Raw genomic sequence first — 22,942 nt, 5'->3', positions numbered from 1 at the left:
TCTTCTCTAGGTAAAAAATATTTTTACTATATCGTTGTATGTTACAAAAATCATTAGCATCATTAACATTGCAAACCCTACAAAGTGAACTAAACTCTCTTTGTTTGGATTGATAGGCCGTCCTCTCAATCCCTCTATAATAATAAAGAAAAGACGACTTCCATCTAATGCAGGAATAGGAAGTAGGTTGAAAATCCCAAGATTTAAGCTAAGAAGAGCTGTCCATTTAATCAGAGCGATAAATCCAGCATCAGCTGCTTTCCCTGTCAAATAACCCATCTGCGCTGGTCCACCTAGACTTTTGACTGATATCTGACCTGTTACTAAACTCCGGAAACCATCTAGTATCACTACTGACCAATTATAGGTCTGTTTAAATCCTTCCTGAATGGTTTCACCAAATGTAGCTTTTCGTTTCATTTGTCTTTCATCAAATGTTGTCCCAATTATATAAACATCACCTTGTTTCTTAGGGGCAATATTTAGATGCAATTCTTGATTTCCACGTTTAATTAGGAAAGGTACAGGTTTTCCTTTTGAATTGACCAATTGGATACGAAGCATATCTATTGTACTGACACGCTGACCATTAACAGATTCAATAAGATCTCCTTGTTTTAACCCTGCTTTTTGAGCAGGCGAGTCTTTCGTCACGGTATGAATAGGAAGTTTTGCCTCTATACCCGTAACGGATGTATAAATCCCAAAAAGGATAATCGTCAAAATAATATTAAATACAGGTCCAGCCAAGATGGTTAGTGCTTTTTGTCCAACTGTTTTAGAGCTAAATTGACGATCAAGTGGAGCAATTTGCATCTCATTTGATTTGCTCAGATGAATAAATGCTTCACGATGCAAGGCATAACGTACTTGTTCTCCTGTTTCCAATCGAACAGTAAGAAATAGATCTTTTTCTGTATCCATTTCCACTAAGGTACCCGAAATCATTTTTTCTGTTTGGTCTGGTTTGAACATCCAGATATCTTTAACCAACTCATTTTGGAAATCCAAATAAAGTGTTGATTCTGGCTTGATATCAATGATCTCTGGATCTTCTCCCGCCATACGAACAAATCCACCTAAAGGTAATAGGCGTATGGCATATAGTGTTTCTCCTTTTCTTCTTGAGAAAACAACAGGACCAAAACCAATTGCAAATTCACGTACCAATATTCCAGCTCTTTTTGCAAACAGAAAATGACCAAGTTCGTGCACAAACACCAATACACTCAAAACCAAAACAAATGAAATAACAGTTTGCAATACGTGCACCAACACCACCACCTATAGGGTTAATTGACGAGCAAATTCACGTGCCCACTGGTCTGCATGTTGAATGTCTTCTAGTTGTGGGTTATTGATAGATACATGTTTACTTAGTGTTCTTTCTATCATAGCCTCTATTCCTAAAAAAGGGATAGATTTATTTAAAAATTTCTCGACAGCAATCTCATTTGCAGCATTTAAAACAGTAGGCACTGTTCCTCCAGCCTTACCAGCTTCAAAAGCCATCTCTAAACAAGGAAAACGAGAATAATCTGGTTTTACAAATGTAAGCTGTCCGATTTCACTCAAAGACAAGGAAGGCATTGCAAGTGACAATCTTTTAGGATAAGACAGTGCGTACTGAATAGGTACTTTCATATCATGTATACCTAACTGCGCCATCACCGCCCCATCTTGGAATTCAACCATCGAATGAATAATGCTTTGAGGGTGAACTAGCACATCGATCTGTTCATAAGGACAAGAAAACAGCCAATGTGCCTCCATTACTTCTAATCCTTTGTTCATCAAAGTAGCAGTATCAATGGTAACCTTAGCTCCCATTGCCCAGTTTGGATGTTTTAAAGCCATCTCAGGAGTAGCATCTGCTAGCTGTTCTCTTGAAAAATCACGAAATGCTCCTCCAGAAGCTGTTAATATTAACTTTTTAACATCTTCTCTTCTCTCCCCATTTAAACACTGAAATATGGCAGAGTGTTCACTATCAATCGGTAAAATATCTATCTTATTTTTTTTAGCGAGATCCATCACAAGATGACCAGCTGTAACTAATGATTCTTTGTTGGCAAGACCGATCTTTTTACCTGCCTCGATTGCAGCTAAAGTAGGTTCTAATCCTCTACTACCAACGAGAGAGGATACAACATAAGTCGAATCTGGATGCGTTGCCACTTCTAATAAACCCTTATCTCCCCATACCACTTTGATTGTATCAGGAATTTCTCTAGCTACTCTATCGGCCAATTCTTTTGTAGACATGGAAATTAATTTAGGCCGAAAAAATTGTGCCTGATAGATCATTTCTTCAATGTTACTACCAGCAGCTAGAGCAACCACTTGAAATTGTTCTGGATGCTGCTTAACTACATTTAGCGTACTGGTTCCAATAGATCCAGTTGAACCTAAGATAGATATTTTTTCTAACATCTATGTTCTCCTTTTACATTCCCATTAAATATCTTCTCTCTAAAAAAAACCAGTAAAGATATGAAGAATAAGATAAGTGAAAATTAAACTATCAAACCGATCGAGAATACCTCCATGTCCTGGAAGAATCCGACCTGAATCTTTTGTCCCAGTGGTCCTCTTAATAGCAGATTCAACTAAATCTCCTAGTTGCCCTACTACCGAAATAAGGAATCCTAATCCTATCGCAGATTCAATTGACCAAATCTGCGGGAACAGATACCCAAAAATGCCACTAACTACTAAACCAACTAATACTCCGCCAGCAGAACCCTCAATGGTTTTATTAGGACTAATCGAAGGCCATAGCTTGTGTTTACCCAAACTTTTTCCAGTAAAATACGCACCTGTATCGTTAGCCCAAATGATTAACAATATAAACAATGCCCATAAAAAACCATTCGGATGCCAAATAATATTAATCATATATGAAAAACCAAGACCTATGTATATCGTACCAATAAATAAGTGCGCCATTTGATAAATATCAAACTGATTACGAGAAAATACCAATAAAGCAAGAAATACAACCAAAATAAGAATTAACATATTTTCACTATGTAACAAGGCAATAGACTCTAACCTTAATTGCGTCCGTAATCCAGCGACAATAATCAAGAAAACGAACACCAACCCAAGGATTACTTGGGGTTTACGGTATGAATATCCGAACAGACGACAGTATTCCAAAAAACAGATGGATGCCAGTATCCAAATGAATGTAGAATACCACCAAGAGCCTAGCCATAATGCGAGCAAAAAGAAACCTGCTCCTAGTACTCCTGAAATGATGCGTTCTTTCATAATTGCCGACAGGATAACCACCTTATGACGTTGGTGTAGAGGAATGTCGGGATTTCTCAGTTTTTAACCGAGAGCAACTATCCTCCCCTGTCCTACCTCCCTTACAGGAATTGCAAAATACAAATCCATTAGATATGGCAGAATCATAATGTCACGATTCGCTATTTTCCAACTTAATAATGTTACCCTTTTTAGAGAGATCCATATCGTCTCGATCTCCGTTGATATTCCTTTATTGCTTCAAAGAACATCTCTTTCGAAAAATCAGGCCAGAGTGCTTCTGTAAACCAAAACTCACTATAAGCAATTTGCCAGAGCAAAAAATTACTTATTCGAATCTCGCCACTAGATCGGATCACCAAGTCTGGATCAGGCAATCCCTTAGTAAGCAAGCGTTCACTGACTACTTGTTCAGATATGTCTTCTTTACTAATATTTCCCAATTCAACGTCATCTATAATCTGTTGGATCATGGAAAGAATTTCATCACGCGAACCATAGTTGATTGCAAAGTTTAAAATCATACCTGTATTGTGTTTGGTTTTATCCTCAAATTTCGTTAGAGCTTCCTGAGTAAAATTGGGGGTTTGTCGTTTTTCTCCCAACATTTGCACCTTAACATTACGATCTATTAGTTCTTGTAAATCTGTTTTTAGGAATTCGACAGGCAATTTCATAAGATAGTCTACTTCTTCTTTAGGTCTTTTCCAATTTTCAGTCGAAAAAGAATAGAAAGTGAGTACTTCAATCCCCAAATCATTTGCTGCTCTAATCGTTTCTCTTACTCTCCTCATACCTGCTGCATGACCAGCTGTCCTCGGTAATCCACGTTTTTTAGCCCAGCGGCCATTGCCATCTGTGATAATGGCTACGTGTTTTGGCAAAGTTTGTTTATCAATCTCCTCAGTAAGACCATTACCTTGGTTGTGTTGGTTAAACAGCCCCTTTAATCCTAACCGCATAATATATACCTCCGCCACTGAAAATTGCTTCTGTGGATAAAAAAGGTGTAGTCGAAAACCCCTTCAAATGAAGGAGTTTTCTATTACCCAATGTTAAATTTCCATTATCTCTTTTTCTTTATCAGCAACTACCTTATCAATCAATTTGATGAATTGATCAGTTACTTTTTGAATCTCTTCTTGGCCACGACGAGAAGAATCTTCATTTACTTCACCGTTTTTTTCTAACTTTTTCAATTCATCATTAGCTTCTCGGCGTATATTTCGTACAGCTACTTTTGCTTCTTCGCCAGTTTTTCTCGCTACTTTTACTAAATCTGCTCGACGCTCTTCTGTTAGTGGTGGAATTGTGATTCGTATGGAAGAACCATCATTATTTGGTGTAAGACCTAGTTCGGATTTGAGGATAGATTTTTCGATTTGTGCTACAGCTGATTTATCCCATGGTTGGATAAACAAAGTACGAGGATCTGGTGTACTAATGTTTGCCAGTTGATTTACTGGTGTGGGGCTTCCATAATAATCTACGATCACTTTATCCAATAAAGCAGGATTAGCACGCCCCGCCCGAAGAGACATTAAATCCCGTTTTAATACTTGAACCGCTTTTTCCATCTTATCTTGAGCAGTTGATTTTACTTCATTAATCAAGTGTGATTCCCCCTCACAACAGTTCCTATGTATTCACCCATTAATACCCGGCGAATATTACCTTCTGTCGTAATATTGAATACAATCAAAGGAATATTATTATCCATACACAAGGAAGAAGCTGTAGAATCCATTACGGCTAATCCTTTGTTCAATACTTCTAGGAAAGTAAGTGTATCATATTTTTCAGCATTTGGATCGAGGCGTGGATCTGTGTTATAAACACCATCCACATTATTTTTCGCCATGAGAATGACTTCTGCCTCTATTTCCGCAGCCCGTAGAGCAGCTGTCGTATCTGTTGAAAAGTAAGGATTACCGTTTCCGGCTGCAAAAATCACAACCCGTCCTTTTTCTAGATGGCGAATAGCTCTTCGTCTGATATAAGGCTCAGCAATCTGTCTCATTTCGATAGAGCTCTGTACCCTTGTAGCTACATCCATGGATTCCAAGGAATCTTGCAGTGCAAGTGAATTCATTACCGTAGCTAACATCCCCATGTAGTCAGCTGTGGCACGATCCATCCCGCGTTTCGTTCCAGCAATACCCCTCCAAATATTTCCTCCGCCTACTACTATTGCAACCTCTACACCTAAATGAATGATCTCTTTGATTTGACGGGAAATAGAAGTAAGTACCGCTGAGTCAATCCCATACCCTTGCTCACCAGCTAGTGCTTCACCGCTCAACTTTAAGACAACCCGTTTATATTTGGGAGTGCTCACACGATCCCCACCTTTCTGTCAGTATTTGAAAAAGGGGGATACACGAAATGTGCTCCCCATATCGCTTTAGCCTTTGTTTACCTGAGACATTACTTCTTCTACAAAGTTGTCTTGGCGCTTTTCAATACCTTCTCCAAGTTCGTAACGAACAAAACGACGGATAGTAATATTTTCTCCAATACGTGAAATTTGCTCTTTTACCAATTGATCAATCGTTTTGTCATTGTCTTTTACAAATACTTGATCAAGTAAACAGATTTCCTTGAAGTGTTTTACAAGACGACCTTCTACCATTTTATCCACAATGTTAGCTGGTTTGCCCTCTTGAAGTGCTTGTTGCTTCAAAATCTCACGTTCTTTTTCTACTTCTTCTTCTCCAACATCTTCACGACGAACATATTTTGGATTCATTGCTGCGATTTGCATAGCAATATCTTTTACAAATGCTCCAAATTCAGGAGTTTTTGCAACAAAGTCTGTTTCACAGTTTACTTCTACCAGCACACCAATACGGCCGCCAGCATGTATGTAAGACTCAACTATACCTTCTGCAGCGATACGATCTGCTTTTTTAGAAGCACCAGCGATACCTTTTTCACGAAGGTATTCGATTGCTTTCTCCATGTCGCCATTTGTTTCTGTAAGCGCTTTTTTGCAATCCATCATTCCAGCGCCTGTTTTTTGTCTCAAATCTTTTACCATTGATGCAGAAATAGCCATCTATTGCCACTACCTTTCACTACAAATCAATTAATCATCTATATGGTCAAATTCCCAAAATGAAACCATTTAACAATAAACTACTAATAAAAAGGGGTGGCTCTACCACCCCTACGCAAAAAACTTACGAAGCTGAACTTTGTTGTTCGCCTTGTCTTCCTTCAATAATCGCATCAGCGATTTTAGCAGTAAATAGACGCACAGCGCGGATAGCATCATCGTTACCAGGAATTACATAATCTACTTCGTCTGGGTCACAGTTAGTATCTACAATAGAGATAATCGGAATGTTTAATTTGCGAGCTTCTGCAACAGCAATCCGTTCCTTACGAGGATCTATAATAAAGATTGCATCAGGAAGTTTTTTCATATTTTTAATACCGCCAAGGAATTTCTCCAAGCGAGCTTGTTCTTTTTTCAAGAGAACAACTTCTTTTTTAGGAAGTACTTCAAAAGTACCGTCTTCTTCCATGCGCTCTAGCTCATGTAGTCGTTGAATACGTTTTTGGATAGTTCCAAAGTTGGTCAATGTTCCACCTAACCAACGATGATTTACAAAAAACATGTCAGAACGAATTGCTTCATCCTTTACTGCTTCTTGTGCTTGTTTTTTTGTTCCAACGAATAATACATTTCCACCTTCACGAGATAGATCGCGAACAAATTGGTATGCTTGTTCCATCATTTTCACTGTTTTTTGTAGATCAATGATGTAAATACCATTACGTTCAGTAAAAATAAAACGACTCATTTTTGGGTTCCAACGACGAGTCTGATGACCGAAGTGAACACCTGCTTCTAATAATTGTTTCATGGATACAACTGCCATGAATTCAGCCTCCTTATGGTTTTTAATCCTCCGCCAAGGATCATCGAGAAACAGCAACCAACATTTTTGGCACCACTGTTCACTCCTCTGACGTGTGTTTTACACCAATGACGAATATATCATATAAAGCAAATAGCTTGCAAGGCTTAAGTTCGTAAATCAGTGTAAATTACTGGGATTCTGTTGTTTTTGAGCAAATTCTTCTTTGTCCAGCAATAAATTCCCAAGATATGACATCGCATGAGTATGACCTGCGTTGGAGGATTTTTCCAACCACATAATTCCTTCAGGTTCATTGTGTGGCAAGGTAAAACCTTCAACTAAACGCCATCCTAATTGGTACATGGATTCTGCACTACCTGCATCTGCAGCTTTTTTCAACCAGTGCTCTCCTAATTCTTGATTATAAGGAAATCCACTTGCATCTAGATAACGCCATCCCAAGCTATCCATTGCATCTAAATTTCCACCTTCTGCAGCACGAGTCAATAGTCTTTCTGCTTCAGCTAGATCATTATTTGGAAGAGTTCCCTTTAAAATAGCCCATGCTAGAGAGCACATAGCATATGTATTACCTTTATTCGTTGCTTCTCTAAGCAGGCGTTCACCTTCTTCAATGTTTTGCGTAATTCCCTTCCCATCTAAAAGTCTCCAGCCCAATGCACTTAATGCCGGATCATAATTAAGAGAAATAGCTCTTTTTAGCCACATTTCCCCTTCTTGCTCATTATGAGGAAGACCCGCAGCATCTAGTAATCTCCATCCTAGATTATGCATTGCTTTTACATTGCCCATTTCAGCTGATTTTCGTAACCATTTTTCGCCATCAGACATAACGTGATCACTCATGTATATCCAGCTCCTTTGTTAACATTATTACAACAAATATTATTATCACAAAAATAGAGAAAATGGTAGACAAATACGAGGAAAAACATATAATAGATATCTTTCTTTTGTGATTCTAAAAAGACATCTCTGAACATTTCAGACTCAATATTTTCACATAACAATATCGAGAATTTTCTATTAAAATAAATTATGTAACAAATGAAAATAATATCATCCTAAAACAAAAGGGGAATCAACTTTGAGAAAATTACATCTATTATTGTTTTTTGTTATTTGTTGCTCCCTTCTCTCCTTTAACCTTTTCTCTACTCCATCTGCTAGTGCCATCTCCAAAAAGAGCAGCCCTATTCCAAGTAACCAATGGAAAATAACTGGAACGGTGAAAGGAACAGGAGATGTAAGCAAAAAGTTCACTATCCGTCCTAGTAACCTCCAATCATTAAAGATGGGGGAAGAATTGAAATTCGAAATAAATTCCTAAGATAAGAGCCTTATGTATATTTTGAACATACCTGTCAAAAAAGATGTAAAAGAAGCAGTATTATATCGATATGAATCTTCTGGAGAAAGAAGCGGGATATTTTCGTGTAGAAAACCAAAGCTATGATGCTAAAAAAAATAAAATTTTAGCGGAAGTAACTGGGGGAGGAAACTTTATTGTTGTCACCCAATCCAAAACATTAAAAGATCCTGATACCTTAGCTCCAAAAATAACCTCACCATCAACCCGAATTGCAAGTACTCCACCTGCCATTTTTTTTATCCCTCACCAAGATGATGAAACCTTATCGATGGGAGTTGCCATCACCCAACACCTAGATGCTGGAAGAGAAGTCATAGCGGTTTTATATACCGATGGCGCTGGATCAGTTGCTCAAAAGATATTAAATGGGGAAGTTGGTTCCAGTTGGTGGGGCGGAACACACAACCCCGCTGTGGAAGGATACAAACCTATTGATAATCAAAGATTTTCTGATGCTAGAACAAATGAACTAAAATCAGCACTGATGCAGTTAGGTGTCAAACCTGAAAATATTCATATTCGTAATCTCACATCTGATGGAACTTTGACTTTAGATGAAATGAAATCGTTGGTACTGGAATATGCACAAAAATATCCTGGCGCAAGTTTTAAAGCGATGTCCCAACACGACAGCTCTTTATCGCACTCCATCAGTGGACAAGCTTTGGTAGATTTGTATAATCAAAAAGAATTAACAGATGTCCGTTTATATGTATCTAGAAACGATTGGAATACAGTTAAAGTTGGTTCCACTGTTACTCCCAACACAAACCAAGCCTTCCGAGTGAAAAAAGCTGCATTTGTATATCAAGCTTGGAATCCCATGGTAGATTCGTTTGCTATCGGCTATCACAGTGTTTCCCCACAGTTTATTTCTATGCTAGCAAACATTCAAAATAGACAGCATACACCAACACAGTAAAAAAAGAAGCCAAAACGGCTTCTTTTTGTTTACAAAATAAATTGGCTTAAATCTCGATCCGATACAATACTATGCAATCTTTCCTTGACATACTCAGGAGTTACTGTGATTTCCTCCAAAGTAATATCAGGAGCCTCAAATGAAAGCTCTTCTAACAATCGCTCAAGTATCGTATGCAACCTTCTTGCACCAATGTTTTCAGTTTGACTGTTCACATCAGCAGCTAACTTCGCAATCTCTCTGATGGCAGATTCTGTAAAGATAACTTTAATCCCTTCCGTTTCCAACAGAGCTGCATATTGTTTCAAAAGTGCACTTTTCGGTTCTGTCAAAATACGGACAAAGTCGTCTGATGTTAGATCATTTAATTCAACGCGAATAGGAAAACGCCCTTGAAGTTCTGGGATGAGATCAGATGGTTTTGCAACATGAAATGCTCCTGCTGCAATAAACAAAATATGATCTGTTCTAATAGAACCATACTTGGTAACCACAGTTGACCCTTCTACTATCGGCAAAATATCACGTTGCACGCCTTCACGTGAAACGTCTGGACCATGCTTATCTTTACCGGCGATTTTATCAATTTCATCTAAGAAAATAATCCCTGTTTGTTCTACACGTTCCAATGCTTCTTGGGTCACTTGATCCATATCGATCAATTTTTGCCCTTCTTCTTGGATCAATATTTCCCTAGCTTCTTTTACAGGAAGACGGCGTTTTTTCTTTTTCTTAGGCATAATATTACTAAACATTTCTTGCATATTCATGCCCATTTGGTCTCCACCCATACCAGCAAACATATCGAACATGGAGCCCATTTGTTCTTCAATTTCCAGTTCAACTAATTGATTTTCGAGCTCTCCTTGCTGTAATCGTGCAGCCATCCTATTTCGTTCCAGTCGCATAGATGCATTCTCTTCTTTAGAAGGCTCTTCTTTTGGCTGACCTGTTTGAAAAAGCATTTCAATTGGATTTTTAAAAGAGGAAGTTTGCTTTTTATCTGGTACCAACAACTCCACCAGACGTTCGTCTGCCAATATTTTTGCTTGTTCCTTCACTTTCGATAGCTTTTCGCCTTTTATCATTCGAATTGCTGTCTCTGTAAGATCACGAATCATAGATTCGACATCTCGACCCACATACCCAACTTCGGTAAACTTGGTAGCTTCAAGCTTTACAAATGGTGCTCCCACCAATTTTGCAAGCCTTCGAGCGATCTCTGTTTTCCCCACACCTGTAGGTCCAACCATCAAAATATTTTTAGGAACAATCTCCTCTTTTAAATCAGCAGGCAACAAACTACGACGATAACGATTGCGTAGTGCTATCGCAACAGCCCGTTTGGCTTCATCTTGACCTACGATATGCTTGTTTAATTCTGTAACAATTTGCCTTGGAGTTAACATCTTTAAGCCTCCTCAACGATGATATGATCATTGGTAAACACGCAAACTTCACTAGCAATAGTCAAAGAGGCTTTGGCTATCTCTTTTGCGGTTAAATCAGGGGCATATCTTTTTAGTGCACGACCAGCAGACAATGCATAGCTTCCACCTGAACCGATAGCTAATACATCATCGTCTGGCTCGATCACTTCCCCATTACCAGAAACTAATAACAATTGCTCTTTATTTAAAACAATCAACATCGCTTCTAAAGATTTCAACATCTTATCTGTACGCCATTCTTTTGCTAACTCTACTGCTGCTCTGGTGAGGGAACCTTGGTATTCTTCAAGCTTCCCTTCAAATTTTTCAAACAATGTAATAGCATCTGCCACAGAACCAGCGAATCCTGCTACTACCTGCCCACGATAAAGTCGACGAATTTTTTTAGCACCGTGTTTCATGATCATCTGATTTCCAAATGTGACCTGACCATCACCAGCTATCGCAGCTTCCCCATTATGACGAATGGCAAAGATAGTAGTTGCATGAAATTGCTCCATTGTATCCCTACTTTCTATCTATCATGAGATGATCTGTTTGCTTGATTGTACATTGATCTGAGGAGATATTTTATCCAACTCTACTATAGCACGCTCAGCATATTGCTCTGCCCGCTCCTTCTTTCCTCTCATTGGAGAATCCAGTGGAGCGAATAACCCAAAATTTGCATTCATCGGTTGAAAATGTTTGCTATCTGTTGTTGTTATGTAGTGAGCCAAACTCCCCATTGTTGAAACAGGAGACAAAGTAACAGGTTCTTCTGCTCTAGCCATACGCGCAGCATTTATCCCTGCTAATAAACCAGATGCAGCAGACTCAACATACCCTTCTACACCTGTAATTTGGCCGGCAAAAAATAAATCGTCACGACCTCGAAACTGATAAGTAGGTTTGAGTAATTTAGGCGAATTTAAAAATGTATTGCGGTGCATAACACCGTAGCGAACAATTTCTGCATTTTCCAAACCAGGAATTAGTTGAAGTACTTCTTTTTGTGGTCCCCATTTAAGGTGTGTTTGAAATCCAACTAGGTTAAACAAAGTTCCAGCACTATTATCTTGTCTGAGCTGGACAACAGCAAAAGGACGTTTTCCTGTTCGTGGATCTGTCAATCCAACTGGTTTCATCGGTCCAAAGAGCAATGTTTTCTTGCCGCGACGAGCCATCACCTCTATAGGCATGCATCCCTCAAAATAGATTTCTTTTTCGAATTCTTTTAAAGGTGCAGATTCTGCTGAGATGAGTGCATCATAAAACCGATTAAATTCTTCTTCATTCATTGGACAATTGAGGTATGCTGCCTCACCTTTGTCATAACGTGATTGCAGGAAAACCTTCTCCATATCTATGCTGTCTTTCTCTACAATAGGTGCAGCAGCATCATAGAAATACAAATATTCTTCTCCTGTCAATGCTTGAAGTTTAGCAGACAAATCTGGCGATGTCAGAGGACCTGTAGCGACAACCGTTATGCCATCAGGTAACTCTTTTACTTCTTCTTTGACTACTTCTATGTTAGGATGCTCGGATAAAGTACGGGTAATCGTCTCCGAAAATGCTTCTCGATCCACAGCAAGTGCGCCACCAGCAGGAACTGCGTGCTGGTCTGCGCTTTTTATGATCAAAGAATGAAGTTTCCTCATCTCTTCTTTTAAAATACCGACTGCATTGGTAAGACCAGCAGCTCTGAGGGAATTACTGCATACTAGTTCTGCAAACTGGTCTGACCGGTGTGCAGGTGTTTTCCGTACAGGTCGCATCTCAATCAATTTAACGGCAACCCCACGGGAAGCAATTTGCCAAGCTGCCTCACTGCCTGCCAGTCCTGCACCTATTACTGTAACGCTTTTCATGTTAACTTTTCTCCTCTTCGTAATCACACTTGGTGCAAACAATGAATGTTTCTTTCTTTTTCTTTTTTTCTACTAACATCCCCTTACATCGGGGGCATGGACGAGGTACTGGTTTATCCCAAGAAACAAAATCGCACCCGGGGTAGCGTGTACATCCATAAAACAAACGATTCTTTTTACTCTTTCGCTCTACTACTTCCCCTTCATGACAAACAGGACAAGTTACACCAGTAGATTTGACGATTGCCTTTGTATTACGACAATCAGGAAATCCAGAACAAGCTAAAAATTTCCCAAAACGACCATGCTTGTAAACCATTACCTTGCCACACTTCTCACAGACTTCATCTGATTCTTCGTCTGCAATCTCTACTTCTGCCATCTCTTCCTCAGCAACGGATAAACGACTTCGAAAGGGCTTATAAAATTCAGCCAACAACTTCACCCAATCGATTTGCCCTTCTTCAACTTGATCCAAATCTTCTTCCATATGGGCAGTAAAGGTAACATCTAAAATCTCTGGAAAAAATTCCTCCATCATAGCTAACACTATTTCCCCGAGTTCAGATGGGACAAAACGTTTATCCTCCATCAAAACATAGCCGCGTTTTTGAATGGTATCCAATGTTGGTGCATAGGTACTAGGTCTGCCTATCCCTTTTTCTTCAAGTATTTTGACCAATCTCGCTTCTGTATATCGAGGCGGTGGTTGTGTAAAGTGTTGCTTTGGATCTATTTTTTTCTTGGTCAATGTTTGTTTCGGTTCCAAAGCAGGTAGAAATTTTTCCTCTTCCTGCTTCTTTTCATCTGTTCCCTCAATGTATACCTTCATAAACCCTTGAAATTTTATTTTTGAACCAGTTGCACGAAATGTCGCTTCTCCTGCTTGTATATCAGCTGTAACGGCATCCAAAACAGCAGGAGCCATTTGACTCGCAACAAATCTTTCCCAAATGAGCTTATATAATTGGAGTTGATCTCGTTTTAAATAATCCTTTACCTCCGAGGGAGTACGGAGCACAGAAGATGGTCGAACTGCCTCGTGAGCATCTTGAGAATTTGCTTTCCTAGTAGCTTCATTGCTTCCTTTGGATACATAATTATCTCCATACGTCTTCTGAATATAATTTTTTGCTTCCTCTTTTGCCGTATCACTTATTCTCGTTGAGTCTGTACGCATATAAGTAATAAGTCCTACGCTACCCGCTTTTCCAAGCTCTATTCCTTCATAGAGCTGCTGAGCTATTGCCATTGTTTTTTGTGGACGGAAATTGAGTTTACGAGCAGCTTCTTGTTGCAACGTACTGGTTATAAAAGGAGGAGACGGATTTCGCTTGCGCTCTGTTAAACGGACGTCTGATACAATAAATCTTTTTCCTTTTATCGTCGCTAATAACTTTTCAACATCGGCCTCTTTTTTTAATTCTGTCTTTTTATTTTCATATCCATAAAATTGTGCTTCAATCGTGTCTTTGCCAGTCGATAAATGAGCAGTAACTGTCCAATATTCTTCTGGTTTAAAATTTCGTATTTCTTTTTCACGATCAATCACAAGTTTAACTGCAATCGATTGTACTCGACCAGCACTCAAACCTCGTTTTACTTTTCTCCAAAGAAGCGGGCTTATGCCATAACCAACCAAACGATCGAGAATTCGTCGTGCTTGTTGCGCGTTTACCAAATCCATATTAATGGGACGCGGTTGTTTAAACGCGTCTTTCACAGCCTGTTTGGTAATTTCCCGAAAAACAACACGACAACTTTCATTTGGATCAATATTTAAACTGTTAGCCAAATGCCAAGCAATCGCTTCTCCTTCACGATCAGGGTCAGCTGCCAGATAAACCCGTTTTACACGCTTTTTGGCATCTTTTAATTGTTTCATCACATCGCCTTTACCACGAACTGTTATATATTTAGGCTGAAAATTTTGCTCCACATCTACACCTAACTGGCTCTTTGGTAAATCTCGAACATGGCCCATCGATGCCTTTACAATATAGCCTCGACCCAAATATTTACTAATAGTTTTTGCTTTTGCTGGGGACTCTACGATCACCAACGAGTCGGCCATCAGGGGCCCTCCTTCCTCGCCTTTCGTTCATACCTGATAACATACCAAACCAAACATCAGTGTGCAACAATAGGTATAAGTTGTATATTTAGGTTAAGAAAAATGATTTCACCTTACATCCAATGCAGATCAGTATGGATCTGTACTGCAAATTTAAAACAAATCAAGATTTCTTTATGTATTGCGAACCTGGTAACTGAGCGATACAACCTTTTATTTCTAAAGATAACAAAGAACTATGTAGATCGCTAATTGTCATTTTATCAGCAATTCTTTCCATTAAAGATGTAAGATGCTCAGGTTCATCAGAAAGATATTTCCATACTTCTTGTTCTAGGGGAGTGAATTCGATCGTAACTGCAATCTCCTGCTTTGTTTCCGTAAAGGCTTCTGTCCGCCAATCTGGTAGTTCTTCTAATATATCGGTTACTGATTGCACACACTTTGCTCCTTGTTGAATCAAAGAGAGTGTTCCTCTGCTTCCTTGCGAATGAATCGGACCTGGAACAGCAAAGACTTCTCTGCCTTGTTCCATGCTAAACTCAGCAGTTATTAAAGACCCGCTTCTCTCTGCCGCTTCTACGACTACTGTCCCAAAAGACAAACCACTGATGATTCGATTTCGTTGTGGAAAAAGTCCAGGATGGCCAGGTGTACTTGGCGGATATTCGGAGATCACCAAACCAGATCGAATCAACTGATGATACAATTTTTGATGATATTTTGGAAATATTTCATCGATCCCTGTCCCTAAAACAGCGATCGTCTTACCTCCAACTGCTAATACACTCTGATGAGCTATCCCATCAATTCCAGCTGCCATCCCACTGACAACCGTCCAGTTCGCCTGAGATAATTCACGACTCAATTGTTCAGTTACTCTTCGACCATATATGCTAGCTTTTCTTGTTCCGACAATGGCAATACATTTTGTATTCAATAGTGCTCGGTCGCCGAGCAAGTACAATACCCACGGTGCTTGGGGAAGCTCACGCAACAGAGGAGGGTAATCATCATCAAATATTGTCATGGTATCAATTTGTTTTCCCTCCAGTTTGCGCAGCACTTTTTCCATATAACTAGATGACCAGTTTTTACGGATCACTTGGGCAGATTTCACTGGCAGTTTACTTAAAATACTCTCTTGTATTTTGCCACCTTCCCATCCAAATTGAAATAGGTGACGAATAGTTGACCAACCAACACCTTTTAGATGATGGATAGCAATTAATGATTTGCGCAGCAAGAGATGAGCCTCCTCTATTGGAAACAAAAAAGGAACCTATCATAGGTTCCCTTTTCATACTATTAGCTCTTTACGACAAATCCATCCAATAATCCTTTTGCTTCCAATAAGTTTACCAAGGTTTCTCCGATAACAGCAGGAGTTGATGCTACAGACACACCACAACGCTCTAAGGTAGCGATTTTCTCAGCTGCTGTTCCCTTCCCACCAGAGATAATCGCACCAGCGTGACCCATACGTTTTCCAGGAGGTGCAGTTTGCCCACCGATGAAGCCCACAACAGGCTTTGTCATATTTGCTTTGATCCATTCTGCCGCTTCTTCTTCAGCGGTACCGCCAATTTCACCAATCATGATAACTGCTTTGGTCTCTGGATCATTTTCAAATGCTTCCAACACATCGATAAAGTTGGTTCCGTTTACTGGGTCTCCACCGATACCAACTGCTGTAGATTGTCCAATACCACGAGTACTGAGCTGATGTACTGCTTCATAAGTCAAGGTTCCAGATCGAGAGACGATACCTACATGACCTTTTTTATGAATATACCCAGGCATAATCCCAATTTTGCATTCATCAGGAGTGATAACACCAGGGCAGTTTGGGCCGATCAGACGAGTTTTCTTGCCAACTAAATAACGTTTTACTTTTACCATATCTAATACTGGAATACCTTCTGTAATACAAACAACAAGATCGAGTTCTGCGTCAATTGCTTCCATAATTGCATCAGCGGCAAATGGAGCTGCTACATAAATAACTGAAGCAGTAGCACCAGTTGCTGCAACTGCATCTACAACTGTATTAAAAACAGGAAGACCTTCTACAGTGGTACCACCTTTACCAGGAGTTACCCCACCTACTACTTGAGTTCCATACGCAAGCGCTTGTTGGGTATGGAAAAGACCAACTGCACCAGTGATTCCTTGAGTGATCACTTTGGTGTCTTTATTAACGAAAATACTCACCTTGCATGCTCCTCTCTATCAACCTTATTTCACTAGTTCGACGATTTTTTGTGCTCCATCAGCCATGGAATCTGCTGCTACAATTGCAAGACCGGACTCATTCAACATTTTCTTGCCGAGTTCCACATTGGTTCCTTCGAGACGAACCACAAGTGGGCGATCAAGTTCAACTTGTTTTGCAGCTTGAATAACGCCATCTGCAATAACATCACATTTCATGATTCCACCAAAGATGTTGACAAATATACCTTTTACTTTTTCATCAGACAAAATAATTTTAAAAGCTTCTGTTACTTTCTCAGCAGTTGCTCCGCCCCCAACATCCAAGAAGTTAGCTGGGTCTCCATTATAATGTTTGATGATATCCATTGTTGCCATTGCAAGTCCAGCACCATTTACCATGCAACCGATGTTTCCATCTAAGGCAATATAACTCAAGTCATATTTGGATGCTTCGATCTCTTTTGGATCTTCTTCATCTAGATCGCGAAGAGCAACGATATCTTTTTGACGATACAAAGCATTGGAGTCAAAGTTTAATTTTGCGTCAAGAGCCATAACTCGGCCATCTGTCGTCGTAACAAGTGGGTTGATTTCTGCTAATGCACAATCTTTTTCTACGAAAGCTTTATAAAGAGCGAGCATAAACTTCACTGCTTCTCTCACTTTATCTTTAGGGATATTGATCCGATTTGCAAGGCGGTTTGCTTGGAAAGGCAGCAAACCTACTGCTGGATCTACCACTTCTTTGAAGATTTTTTCAGGTGTTTTTTCAGCTACTTCTTCGATTTCTGTTCCACCTTCTTCAGAACCCATCAATACAACAGAGTTAGAAGAACGGTCGATGACCACACCGATATAATATTCTTTTTCAATAGGACAGCCTTCTTCGACAAGAAGACGTTTTACTTCTTTTCCTTCTGGACCAGTTTGATGTGTAACTAGTACTTTTCCGATTAATTCATTTGCAAATTCACGTACTTCATCTAGGCTTTTTGCTAGTTTTACTCCACCAGCTTTTCCACGTCCACCTGCATGGATTTGTGCCTTTACCACCCATAGGTTTCCACCTAAGGATTGTGCTGCTTTTACTGCTTCATCTGCATTAAAAGCGACATATCCATTTGGTACTTGGACGCCAAATTTCTTTAGCACTTCTTTTCCTTGGTACTCATGTACGTTCATGCTCCATCCTCCAGTCCATAGATAAAAAGCCAAATCAGGGTATATGTAATGGCAAATAAAATCATTTGCTCAAGTTTTCTCTCCCTCGGCTCCTCTGCAAGTATAGTCCATTTTTTTTGACTTGCCAAGAGAAAAAGGACACCAAATCAAGGTGTCCTTACATCAATAACTTGATGATGGTTGCAATGATAAAAATCCCGAAGAGCAGTCCACCTGCTACCCCTGCGGATACCATAAAATCAATAAATTCATTTTCTTTGTTTTCATTGGAATCATCATGCGCTTGCACTTGTGAACTCACCAAGGACCCTCCCCTCTTATAACAGGCTTAGTATACCAAAAAAGCGAGAGTAAAAACATCTTATAGACTGAAAACTATTTTATAGAATTATTTATTTCATCACAAACGAAAGCCGTCAATACCTAGTGAGGTTTTGACGGCTTTTCTATAGTAAATTTGATTATTGGCATTTGGATGCCGGTCACAGATTGCTCTGCGACCGGCGCTCCAGAATGAATACCCGAGACGGGAGCTCAACTAATGGAGTAGGAGCTCTACTCCACAACGACCCCACGGTAGGGAGCCGGCTTCGACGGGACAGGCTGTCCGCCGGTGATGCCGTTGCCGTGATCCGCGCGGTTCCTCGGGGTCTCCACACGCTGGATGGGAGTACCACCGCTGACACCGTCGCCGTGGTCCGGGGCACCGTACGTCGGGGACGTCTTGGTCTCCACACGCTCGATGGGGGTACCGCCGGTGATGCCGTTGTGGGTCTTGGCACCGAAGTTCATGGATTCTCCTGGAGAGAGTGATGCGAACATGATGTTCTCATCGGTTATTTGTATTGTAACAACACTACAAACGTTTTGACAAGGAAAACACGTATATATGTAATTTTCAATTAATTATTTTTAAAACTTCTTTTCATCTCATGTTTTGGATTTATAATTCCAAAAAAATATAGTCATAATATAAAAATAACCCTATAATAATATATAAGATTAGCGAACTTGCAGACTCCCATATAACAGGTAAAAGGTCGAGGTCCACCATGAACCCTAACCCTTACATTCGCTCTTTCCTGTCGGAAGAATTTTCGAAACACGATAGGATTCCTCAGGATGGCGATCTTGAGCGTGCAGCTGATGTTGCACTCTGGGAACTGAAGAGGCATGGTGTTCGAGAGAGGGCAGACTGGCCGCTGCTCGACCTCCCGTTGCACCTGAAAGTCCGGTTTATCGTCGAAGTGCTCGAAACGGTACCAGACATGCAGTTCAAAAAACTCATCCAGATCAACGGCCGTATCGACTGGGCTCTGGATGCACTCAACAAACGACTGCAAGTTCTGCGAGTCGCTTATAAAAACAACACTCCCTCAACCACTCTGTGGAGGAGAAGCCGCCTCTCGGACTAGTAAATACTCCCTTTGTCATAGAGGCAGAGGCGCCCGAGCATGTACTCACGTACAAGCTCGGGCGCCGCGCGTTCCAAAAGAAATTATCCCAATTGGAAAAAAACAAATATTTGGCATATACTTAAAGTGCAAGGCATAGCAATCGCCGCACATTTAGAAAGGACGGCACATGCTGTCAACCGCTGTCGATGCCCTTCAGGAACACCTGAAGACGTTCCACCCGGAAGAGAAGCTGCCGCAGAATGCGACGTTCCAGAACGCTCTGGCTCACATCAGCGCTACGGTTGGTCTCTCGTACTTGCCTCAGTCTGTCGAGCAGCTCATCACCCTGCTCCAGATGGTGCGCGGAAGGGGGGATTCCCTCGGTACTCTCGAAGGAGCCGTCGGAGCCATGCTGGAGGTCATCCAGTATGAGCGAATGCAGGAAGCACCTGAGTCTCCTGTGAAGGAGGCAAAGGAAAACTGGATCAGTAGGATTCTCAACGGAGAACTCTGATTCAGCAAGCGCCCGGAGCACACAACTGTGTACTCCGGGCGCCGCACTTGAAAGGAGTTTTTGTCTTGAATATAAAATTTGCCACGGATCACCAATATCTCTTCTCCCATCATCAAGTCCAACATGCCCTGATCGTTTGGGACAAAGAATCACGAAAAGACATTTACCTTGTAGACACAGAAACACCCGATACTATCACCCTTCGCTTTCCAGGTGAAACTTATCGGGAACGTTTATTGGACGAACTGGAGCCTTATTTTTTTCAAGTTTTGCTAACAGAAGATGATAGTGAAATAGCCGTAATTTTAGGAGCTACTTTTGATTATCAAGATAAATTGGTCGGCATGTATTATTCCAAAACAGAACAACACAGTACCTATTTCTTCTATTTGCAAGATGGGCAACTTTTAGAAATTGTGGAAAAAGATTACGCAACAGTCATTGGACAATTCCGTCTTCTCTATCCCCAGATGTTATAAACTTGGCGTGTTCCCTTCTTCATCTTTCATAATATAAGCCATAACAATCGCTGTTTCTGTTGCTAAAATAAGCGATGGATTGTTTTTCTTTTTCCTCAGATCAAGCGCTTCTTCAAAGCGCAGGATCGCATTTTCATACTCTCCTAATTCCAGTAAACATTTCCCCATATGTTGAAGTGCGTAGTCCCGATAATTCTCTAAATCTTTGTAGCTGCTGATCGCTAAGGCTTGTTCAAAACAAGCTAAAGCTGCTTCATGTCTCTCATCATATTTAAAAGCTTCCCCAAGTCGAATCAGGGCTCGTAATTCACCCTGTAAATCTTCCTCTTTTTTTGTCAACTCTAAGGCCTTCTCCAAATATTGTACTGCTTTTGAAGTTTGGTATAATACCCGATAACCATTGCCAAGGTAACTATAGAGAAAAATCAACACTTGCGGATCGACTTTTGGTTCTTGTAATACTTGCCGAAGATATGTATTTGCTTCTTCTAAAACAGCCTTTAATTCCCCTTCATCGACTGGCTGTTCACGGAGAAATTGAGCTGGATTATATTGCATATAATGCGATAGATTCGGTAATTTCTCTTTAAGTTTCGATAATCTCATTTTATTTTTCTGGCCCCTTCCGATTCCATTATAGCATGAAATTGGATGGTCCTACCTTATCAAGCAGCATCAAAATAGGAAAGAATCAGACTTTAGAAAACCGGTATCATCACTTTAGCAAAATAACAGTTTGTCTTTACTACCAATCGGGGAAACTATAACCAAAAAGGAGCTCACCTATGTCATCCCTTTTCCTGTCTCATGGTTCTCCTCTTATTGCCATTCGAGAAGATAGTTATAGCAAATTTCTACATAAGCTAGGACAAGACCTGAAACGCCCAAAAGCCATTGTCCTCTTTAGTGCTCATTGGGAAAGCGAAATTCTCACGCTATCCTATCACGATGAAACTTATAAAATGATCTATGATTTTGGTGGTTTTCCAGATGAAATGTATCAGATTACTTATCCTGCAAAAGGTTCTACTGAAGTAGCGAAACTCACCCAGCAACTCCTTTCAGATAAAGGAATCTCCACAAAATTAGATCCCGTTCGAGGTCTCGATCATGGGAGTTGGACATTGCTCAAACACCTTTATCCCGATGCCGCAATCCCGATCGTACAAGCATCTGTAAATCCATTTCTTCCAGCAGAAGAACAATATCGGATCGGAGAGGCGCTCCGCGAATTAGCCAAACATGATATTTTGCTGATCGGCAGTGGTTCTACAGTCCACAATCTTCGAATCTTAAACTGGGATCAAGAAGAGCCTGAGCAATGGGCAATACAATTTGACCAATGGCTCGTCGATCAAATCACAGCTCAAAATAAAGAAGCTTTACTACAATACACTGCACTTGCTCCTCATGTTGGTCGAGCAGTTCCAAGACCTGAACATTTTGTTCCTTTTTTGATCGCCGCAGGGACATGTTCTTCTAAAACATCTGTTTTATTTGAAGGCTATGAACTAGGTAGCCTTAGCTATCTTTGTGTTGGGTTTGATTTAAATCTATAAGCGGTATATACAACGGGATCGTGTGTATAAGAAATACGATCCCAAACAAATAGCAATAACAGAAAGAAAAAAATGTAGAAACGAAATAGATATGTTAATCTTTTCGCCACCTAAATAATGCTAATTTTCTTTATAATGGAGATATTCTCATACATTCAGAAAGGGGTTACTCCATTGCGAAAAATATTTTCATGCTTTCTTATTCTCTCTTTATTCATCAGCCTATTCTCTCTTATCCCAACAACTTTTGCTCAAAATGTCAGTTCAAAAAAAGAATACACCGTATCCAAATACGAACAACAAGTAATCAACTTAGTAAATGAAGAGCGAAAAAAACGCAATTTAAAACCACTAAAATTTGATCTTAAAGTGAGTCAACTAGCTCGTCAAAAATCAGAAGATATGCGTGATAAAAATTATTTTAATCACACCTCTCCTACTTATGGAAAACCTTGTGACCATATGAAAAAAGAAGGGGTAGATTACAGATATTGTGGTGAAAACATCGCAGCAGCATACAAAACTCCAGAAGAAGTGATGGAAGGCTGGATGAAGAGCGAAGGACATCGAGAAAATATCTTAAATCCCAACTACACACATATCGGGGTAGGTTATGCAGACGGTGGAGGAAAGTACGAAACGTATTGGACTCAACAATTTATAGGATAAGCAGTGGGTATTCCACTGTTTTTCTTATGTGATTGATTCTAATTTGTTTTTATGACGTTTTCTGTATGTTTCTCATAAAAAAACAGG

At 40.0% G+C, this 22,942-nt stretch carries 26 protein-coding genes; 7 read left to right on the top strand and 19 right to left on the bottom strand.

The genetic code is table 11. The features are described 5' to 3' along the window. Window positions 1–6: 6 nt before the first annotated feature. The 9 genes from rseP to AC5WOF_RS16340 form a co-directional block, all read right to left on the bottom strand. Complete coding sequence (gene rseP, locus AC5WOF_RS16380) at window positions 7–1,272, bottom strand: RIP metalloprotease RseP (RefSeq protein ID WP_496051025.1); 1,266 nt, start codon at window positions 1,270–1,272, stop codon at window positions 7–9. Between the two features lie 12 nt (window positions 1,273–1,284). Next, the gene (locus AC5WOF_RS16375; RefSeq protein WP_496051024.1) at window positions 1,285–2,433 is read right to left on the bottom strand and encodes a 1-deoxy-D-xylulose-5-phosphate reductoisomerase; all 1,149 of its coding nucleotides are present in this window, start codon (window positions 2,431–2,433) and stop codon (window positions 1,285–1,287) included. Between the two features lie 39 nt (window positions 2,434–2,472). Then, window positions 2,473–3,276 (bottom strand): phosphatidate cytidylyltransferase, encoded by an 804-nt coding sequence (locus AC5WOF_RS16370; protein WP_496051023.1) that lies wholly within the window; start codon window positions 3,274–3,276, stop codon window positions 2,473–2,475. Between the two features lie 191 nt (window positions 3,277–3,467). After that, window positions 3,468–4,238 (bottom strand): undecaprenyl pyrophosphate synthase, encoded by a 771-nt coding sequence (gene uppS / locus AC5WOF_RS16365; protein WP_496051022.1) that lies wholly within the window; start codon window positions 4,236–4,238, stop codon window positions 3,468–3,470. Window positions 4,239–4,331: 93 nt separating this feature from the next. After that, a complete protein-coding gene (frr, locus tag AC5WOF_RS16360) occupies window positions 4,332–4,853 on the bottom strand; it encodes a ribosome recycling factor (protein WP_496051118.1) in 522 nt (173 codons plus the stop codon). Window positions 4,854–4,885: 32 nt separating this feature from the next. After that, on the bottom strand, window positions 4,886–5,614 hold the full coding sequence (gene pyrH, locus AC5WOF_RS16355; protein WP_496051021.1) for a UMP kinase: 729 nt from the start codon (window positions 5,612–5,614) through the stop codon (window positions 4,886–4,888). A 66-nt stretch (window positions 5,615–5,680) separates the two neighbouring features. Then, entirely contained in the window at window positions 5,681–6,334 is a 654-nt protein-coding gene (gene tsf, locus AC5WOF_RS16350; protein WP_496051020.1) for a translation elongation factor Ts, read from the bottom strand. 124 nt (window positions 6,335–6,458) lie between these two features. Beyond that, window positions 6,459–7,163 carry a 30S ribosomal protein S2 gene (rpsB, locus tag AC5WOF_RS16345; RefSeq protein WP_240876723.1) on the bottom strand — a complete coding sequence of 235 codons (705 nt, stop codon included), beginning with the start codon at window positions 7,161–7,163 and terminating at the stop codon, window positions 6,459–6,461. A 159-nt stretch (window positions 7,164–7,322) separates the two neighbouring features. Continuing rightward, complete coding sequence (locus AC5WOF_RS16340) at window positions 7,323–8,012, bottom strand: tetratricopeptide repeat protein (RefSeq protein WP_496051019.1); 690 nt, start codon at window positions 8,010–8,012, stop codon at window positions 7,323–7,325. A gap of 241 nt (window positions 8,013–8,253) precedes the next feature. Between AC5WOF_RS16340 and AC5WOF_RS16335 the strand changes: the two genes are divergently transcribed. Together AC5WOF_RS16335 and AC5WOF_RS16330 are read left to right on the top strand one after the other, a co-directional pair. Continuing rightward, the gene (locus AC5WOF_RS16335) at window positions 8,254–8,496 is read left to right on the top strand and encodes a hypothetical protein (protein WP_496051018.1); all 243 of its coding nucleotides are present in this window, start codon (window positions 8,254–8,256) and stop codon (window positions 8,494–8,496) included. Between the two features lie 70 nt (window positions 8,497–8,566). Further along, entirely contained in the window at window positions 8,567–9,460 is an 894-nt protein-coding gene (locus tag AC5WOF_RS16330; RefSeq protein WP_496051017.1) for a PIG-L family deacetylase, read from the top strand. Window positions 9,461–9,489: 29 nt separating this feature from the next. Here AC5WOF_RS16330 and hslU read toward each other — a convergent pair whose 3' ends face one another. The 9 genes from hslU to AC5WOF_RS16285 all read right to left on the bottom strand — a co-directional run bounded on the left by hslU (window position 9,490) and on the right by AC5WOF_RS16285 (window position 19,029). Then, window positions 9,490–10,869 carry an ATP-dependent protease ATPase subunit HslU gene (gene hslU / locus AC5WOF_RS16325; RefSeq protein ID WP_496051016.1) on the bottom strand — a complete coding sequence of 460 codons (1,380 nt, stop codon included), beginning with the start codon at window positions 10,867–10,869 and terminating at the stop codon, window positions 9,490–9,492. Window positions 10,870–10,871: 2 nt separating this feature from the next. Further along, window positions 10,872–11,411 carry an ATP-dependent protease subunit HslV gene (gene hslV, locus AC5WOF_RS16320; protein WP_240876719.1) on the bottom strand — a complete coding sequence of 180 codons (540 nt, stop codon included), beginning with the start codon at window positions 11,409–11,411 and terminating at the stop codon, window positions 10,872–10,874. 21 nt (window positions 11,412–11,432) lie between these two features. Next, window positions 11,433–12,764, bottom strand: coding sequence for an FADH(2)-oxidizing methylenetetrahydrofolate--tRNA-(uracil(54)-C(5))-methyltransferase TrmFO (trmFO, locus tag AC5WOF_RS16315; RefSeq protein WP_496051015.1), 1,332 nt, complete (start codon window positions 12,762–12,764; stop codon window positions 11,433–11,435). Between the two features lies 1 nt (window position 12,765). Next, a complete protein-coding gene (topA, locus tag AC5WOF_RS16310) occupies window positions 12,766–14,838 on the bottom strand; it encodes a type I DNA topoisomerase (protein WP_496051014.1) in 2,073 nt (690 codons plus the stop codon). Between the two features lie 163 nt (window positions 14,839–15,001). After that, the gene (gene dprA, locus AC5WOF_RS16305; protein WP_496051013.1) at window positions 15,002–16,084 is read right to left on the bottom strand and encodes a DNA-processing protein DprA; all 1,083 of its coding nucleotides are present in this window, start codon (window positions 16,082–16,084) and stop codon (window positions 15,002–15,004) included. 62 nt (window positions 16,085–16,146) lie between these two features. Further along, on the bottom strand, window positions 16,147–17,052 hold the full coding sequence (sucD, locus tag AC5WOF_RS16300; protein ID WP_496051012.1) for a succinate--CoA ligase subunit alpha: 906 nt from the start codon (window positions 17,050–17,052) through the stop codon (window positions 16,147–16,149). A gap of 24 nt (window positions 17,053–17,076) precedes the next feature. Next, the gene (gene sucC / locus AC5WOF_RS16295) at window positions 17,077–18,237 is read right to left on the bottom strand and encodes an ADP-forming succinate--CoA ligase subunit beta (protein WP_496051011.1); all 1,161 of its coding nucleotides are present in this window, start codon (window positions 18,235–18,237) and stop codon (window positions 17,077–17,079) included. Window positions 18,238–18,394: 157 nt separating this feature from the next. Next, window positions 18,395–18,538: a YqzM family protein gene (locus AC5WOF_RS16290; RefSeq protein ID WP_496051010.1), complete on the bottom strand. Its 144-nt coding sequence runs from the start codon at window positions 18,536–18,538 to the stop codon at window positions 18,395–18,397. A 254-nt stretch (window positions 18,539–18,792) separates the two neighbouring features. Next, window positions 18,793–19,029: a hypothetical protein gene (locus AC5WOF_RS16285; protein WP_496051009.1), complete on the bottom strand. Its 237-nt coding sequence runs from the start codon at window positions 19,027–19,029 to the stop codon at window positions 18,793–18,795. A gap of 260 nt (window positions 19,030–19,289) precedes the next feature. Between AC5WOF_RS16285 and AC5WOF_RS16280 the strand changes: the two genes are divergently transcribed. The 3 genes from AC5WOF_RS16280 to AC5WOF_RS16270 all read left to right on the top strand — a co-directional run bounded on the left by AC5WOF_RS16280 (window position 19,290) and on the right by AC5WOF_RS16270 (window position 20,627). Next, window positions 19,290–19,652, top strand: a complete 363-nt coding sequence (locus AC5WOF_RS16280; RefSeq protein ID WP_496051008.1) for a hypothetical protein — start codon at window positions 19,290–19,292, stop codon at window positions 19,650–19,652. A gap of 169 nt (window positions 19,653–19,821) precedes the next feature. Beyond that, a complete protein-coding gene (locus AC5WOF_RS16275; RefSeq protein ID WP_496051007.1) occupies window positions 19,822–20,148 on the top strand; it encodes a hypothetical protein in 327 nt (108 codons plus the stop codon). 65 nt (window positions 20,149–20,213) lie between these two features. Then, window positions 20,214–20,627 (top strand): hypothetical protein, encoded by a 414-nt coding sequence (locus AC5WOF_RS16270; protein WP_496051006.1) that lies wholly within the window; start codon window positions 20,214–20,216, stop codon window positions 20,625–20,627. Here the strand turns inward: AC5WOF_RS16270 and AC5WOF_RS16265 are convergent. Continuing rightward, window positions 20,622–21,233 carry a tetratricopeptide repeat protein gene (locus tag AC5WOF_RS16265; RefSeq protein WP_496051005.1) on the bottom strand — a complete coding sequence of 204 codons (612 nt, stop codon included), beginning with the start codon at window positions 21,231–21,233 and terminating at the stop codon, window positions 20,622–20,624. The two genes, AC5WOF_RS16270 and AC5WOF_RS16265, sit on opposite strands and share 6 nt — an antisense overlap. Window positions 21,234–21,412: 179 nt before the next feature. Here AC5WOF_RS16265 and AC5WOF_RS16260 point away from each other — a divergent pair, with 179 nt between their 5' ends. Both AC5WOF_RS16260 and AC5WOF_RS16255 read left to right on the top strand, forming a co-directional pair. Next, complete coding sequence (locus AC5WOF_RS16260) at window positions 21,413–22,186, top strand: DODA-type extradiol aromatic ring-opening family dioxygenase (protein WP_496051004.1); 774 nt, start codon at window positions 21,413–21,415, stop codon at window positions 22,184–22,186. A gap of 174 nt (window positions 22,187–22,360) precedes the next feature. Next, entirely contained in the window at window positions 22,361–22,855 is a 495-nt protein-coding gene (locus AC5WOF_RS16255; RefSeq protein ID WP_496051003.1) for a CAP domain-containing protein, read from the top strand. The last annotated feature ends 87 nt before the right edge of the window (window positions 22,856–22,942 follow it).

Source organism: Shimazuella sp. NTD250, assembly GCF_059510375.1.
Note: the sequence above shows the minus strand (reverse complement) of the source record. Positions and strands in the feature narration are given on the sequence as shown.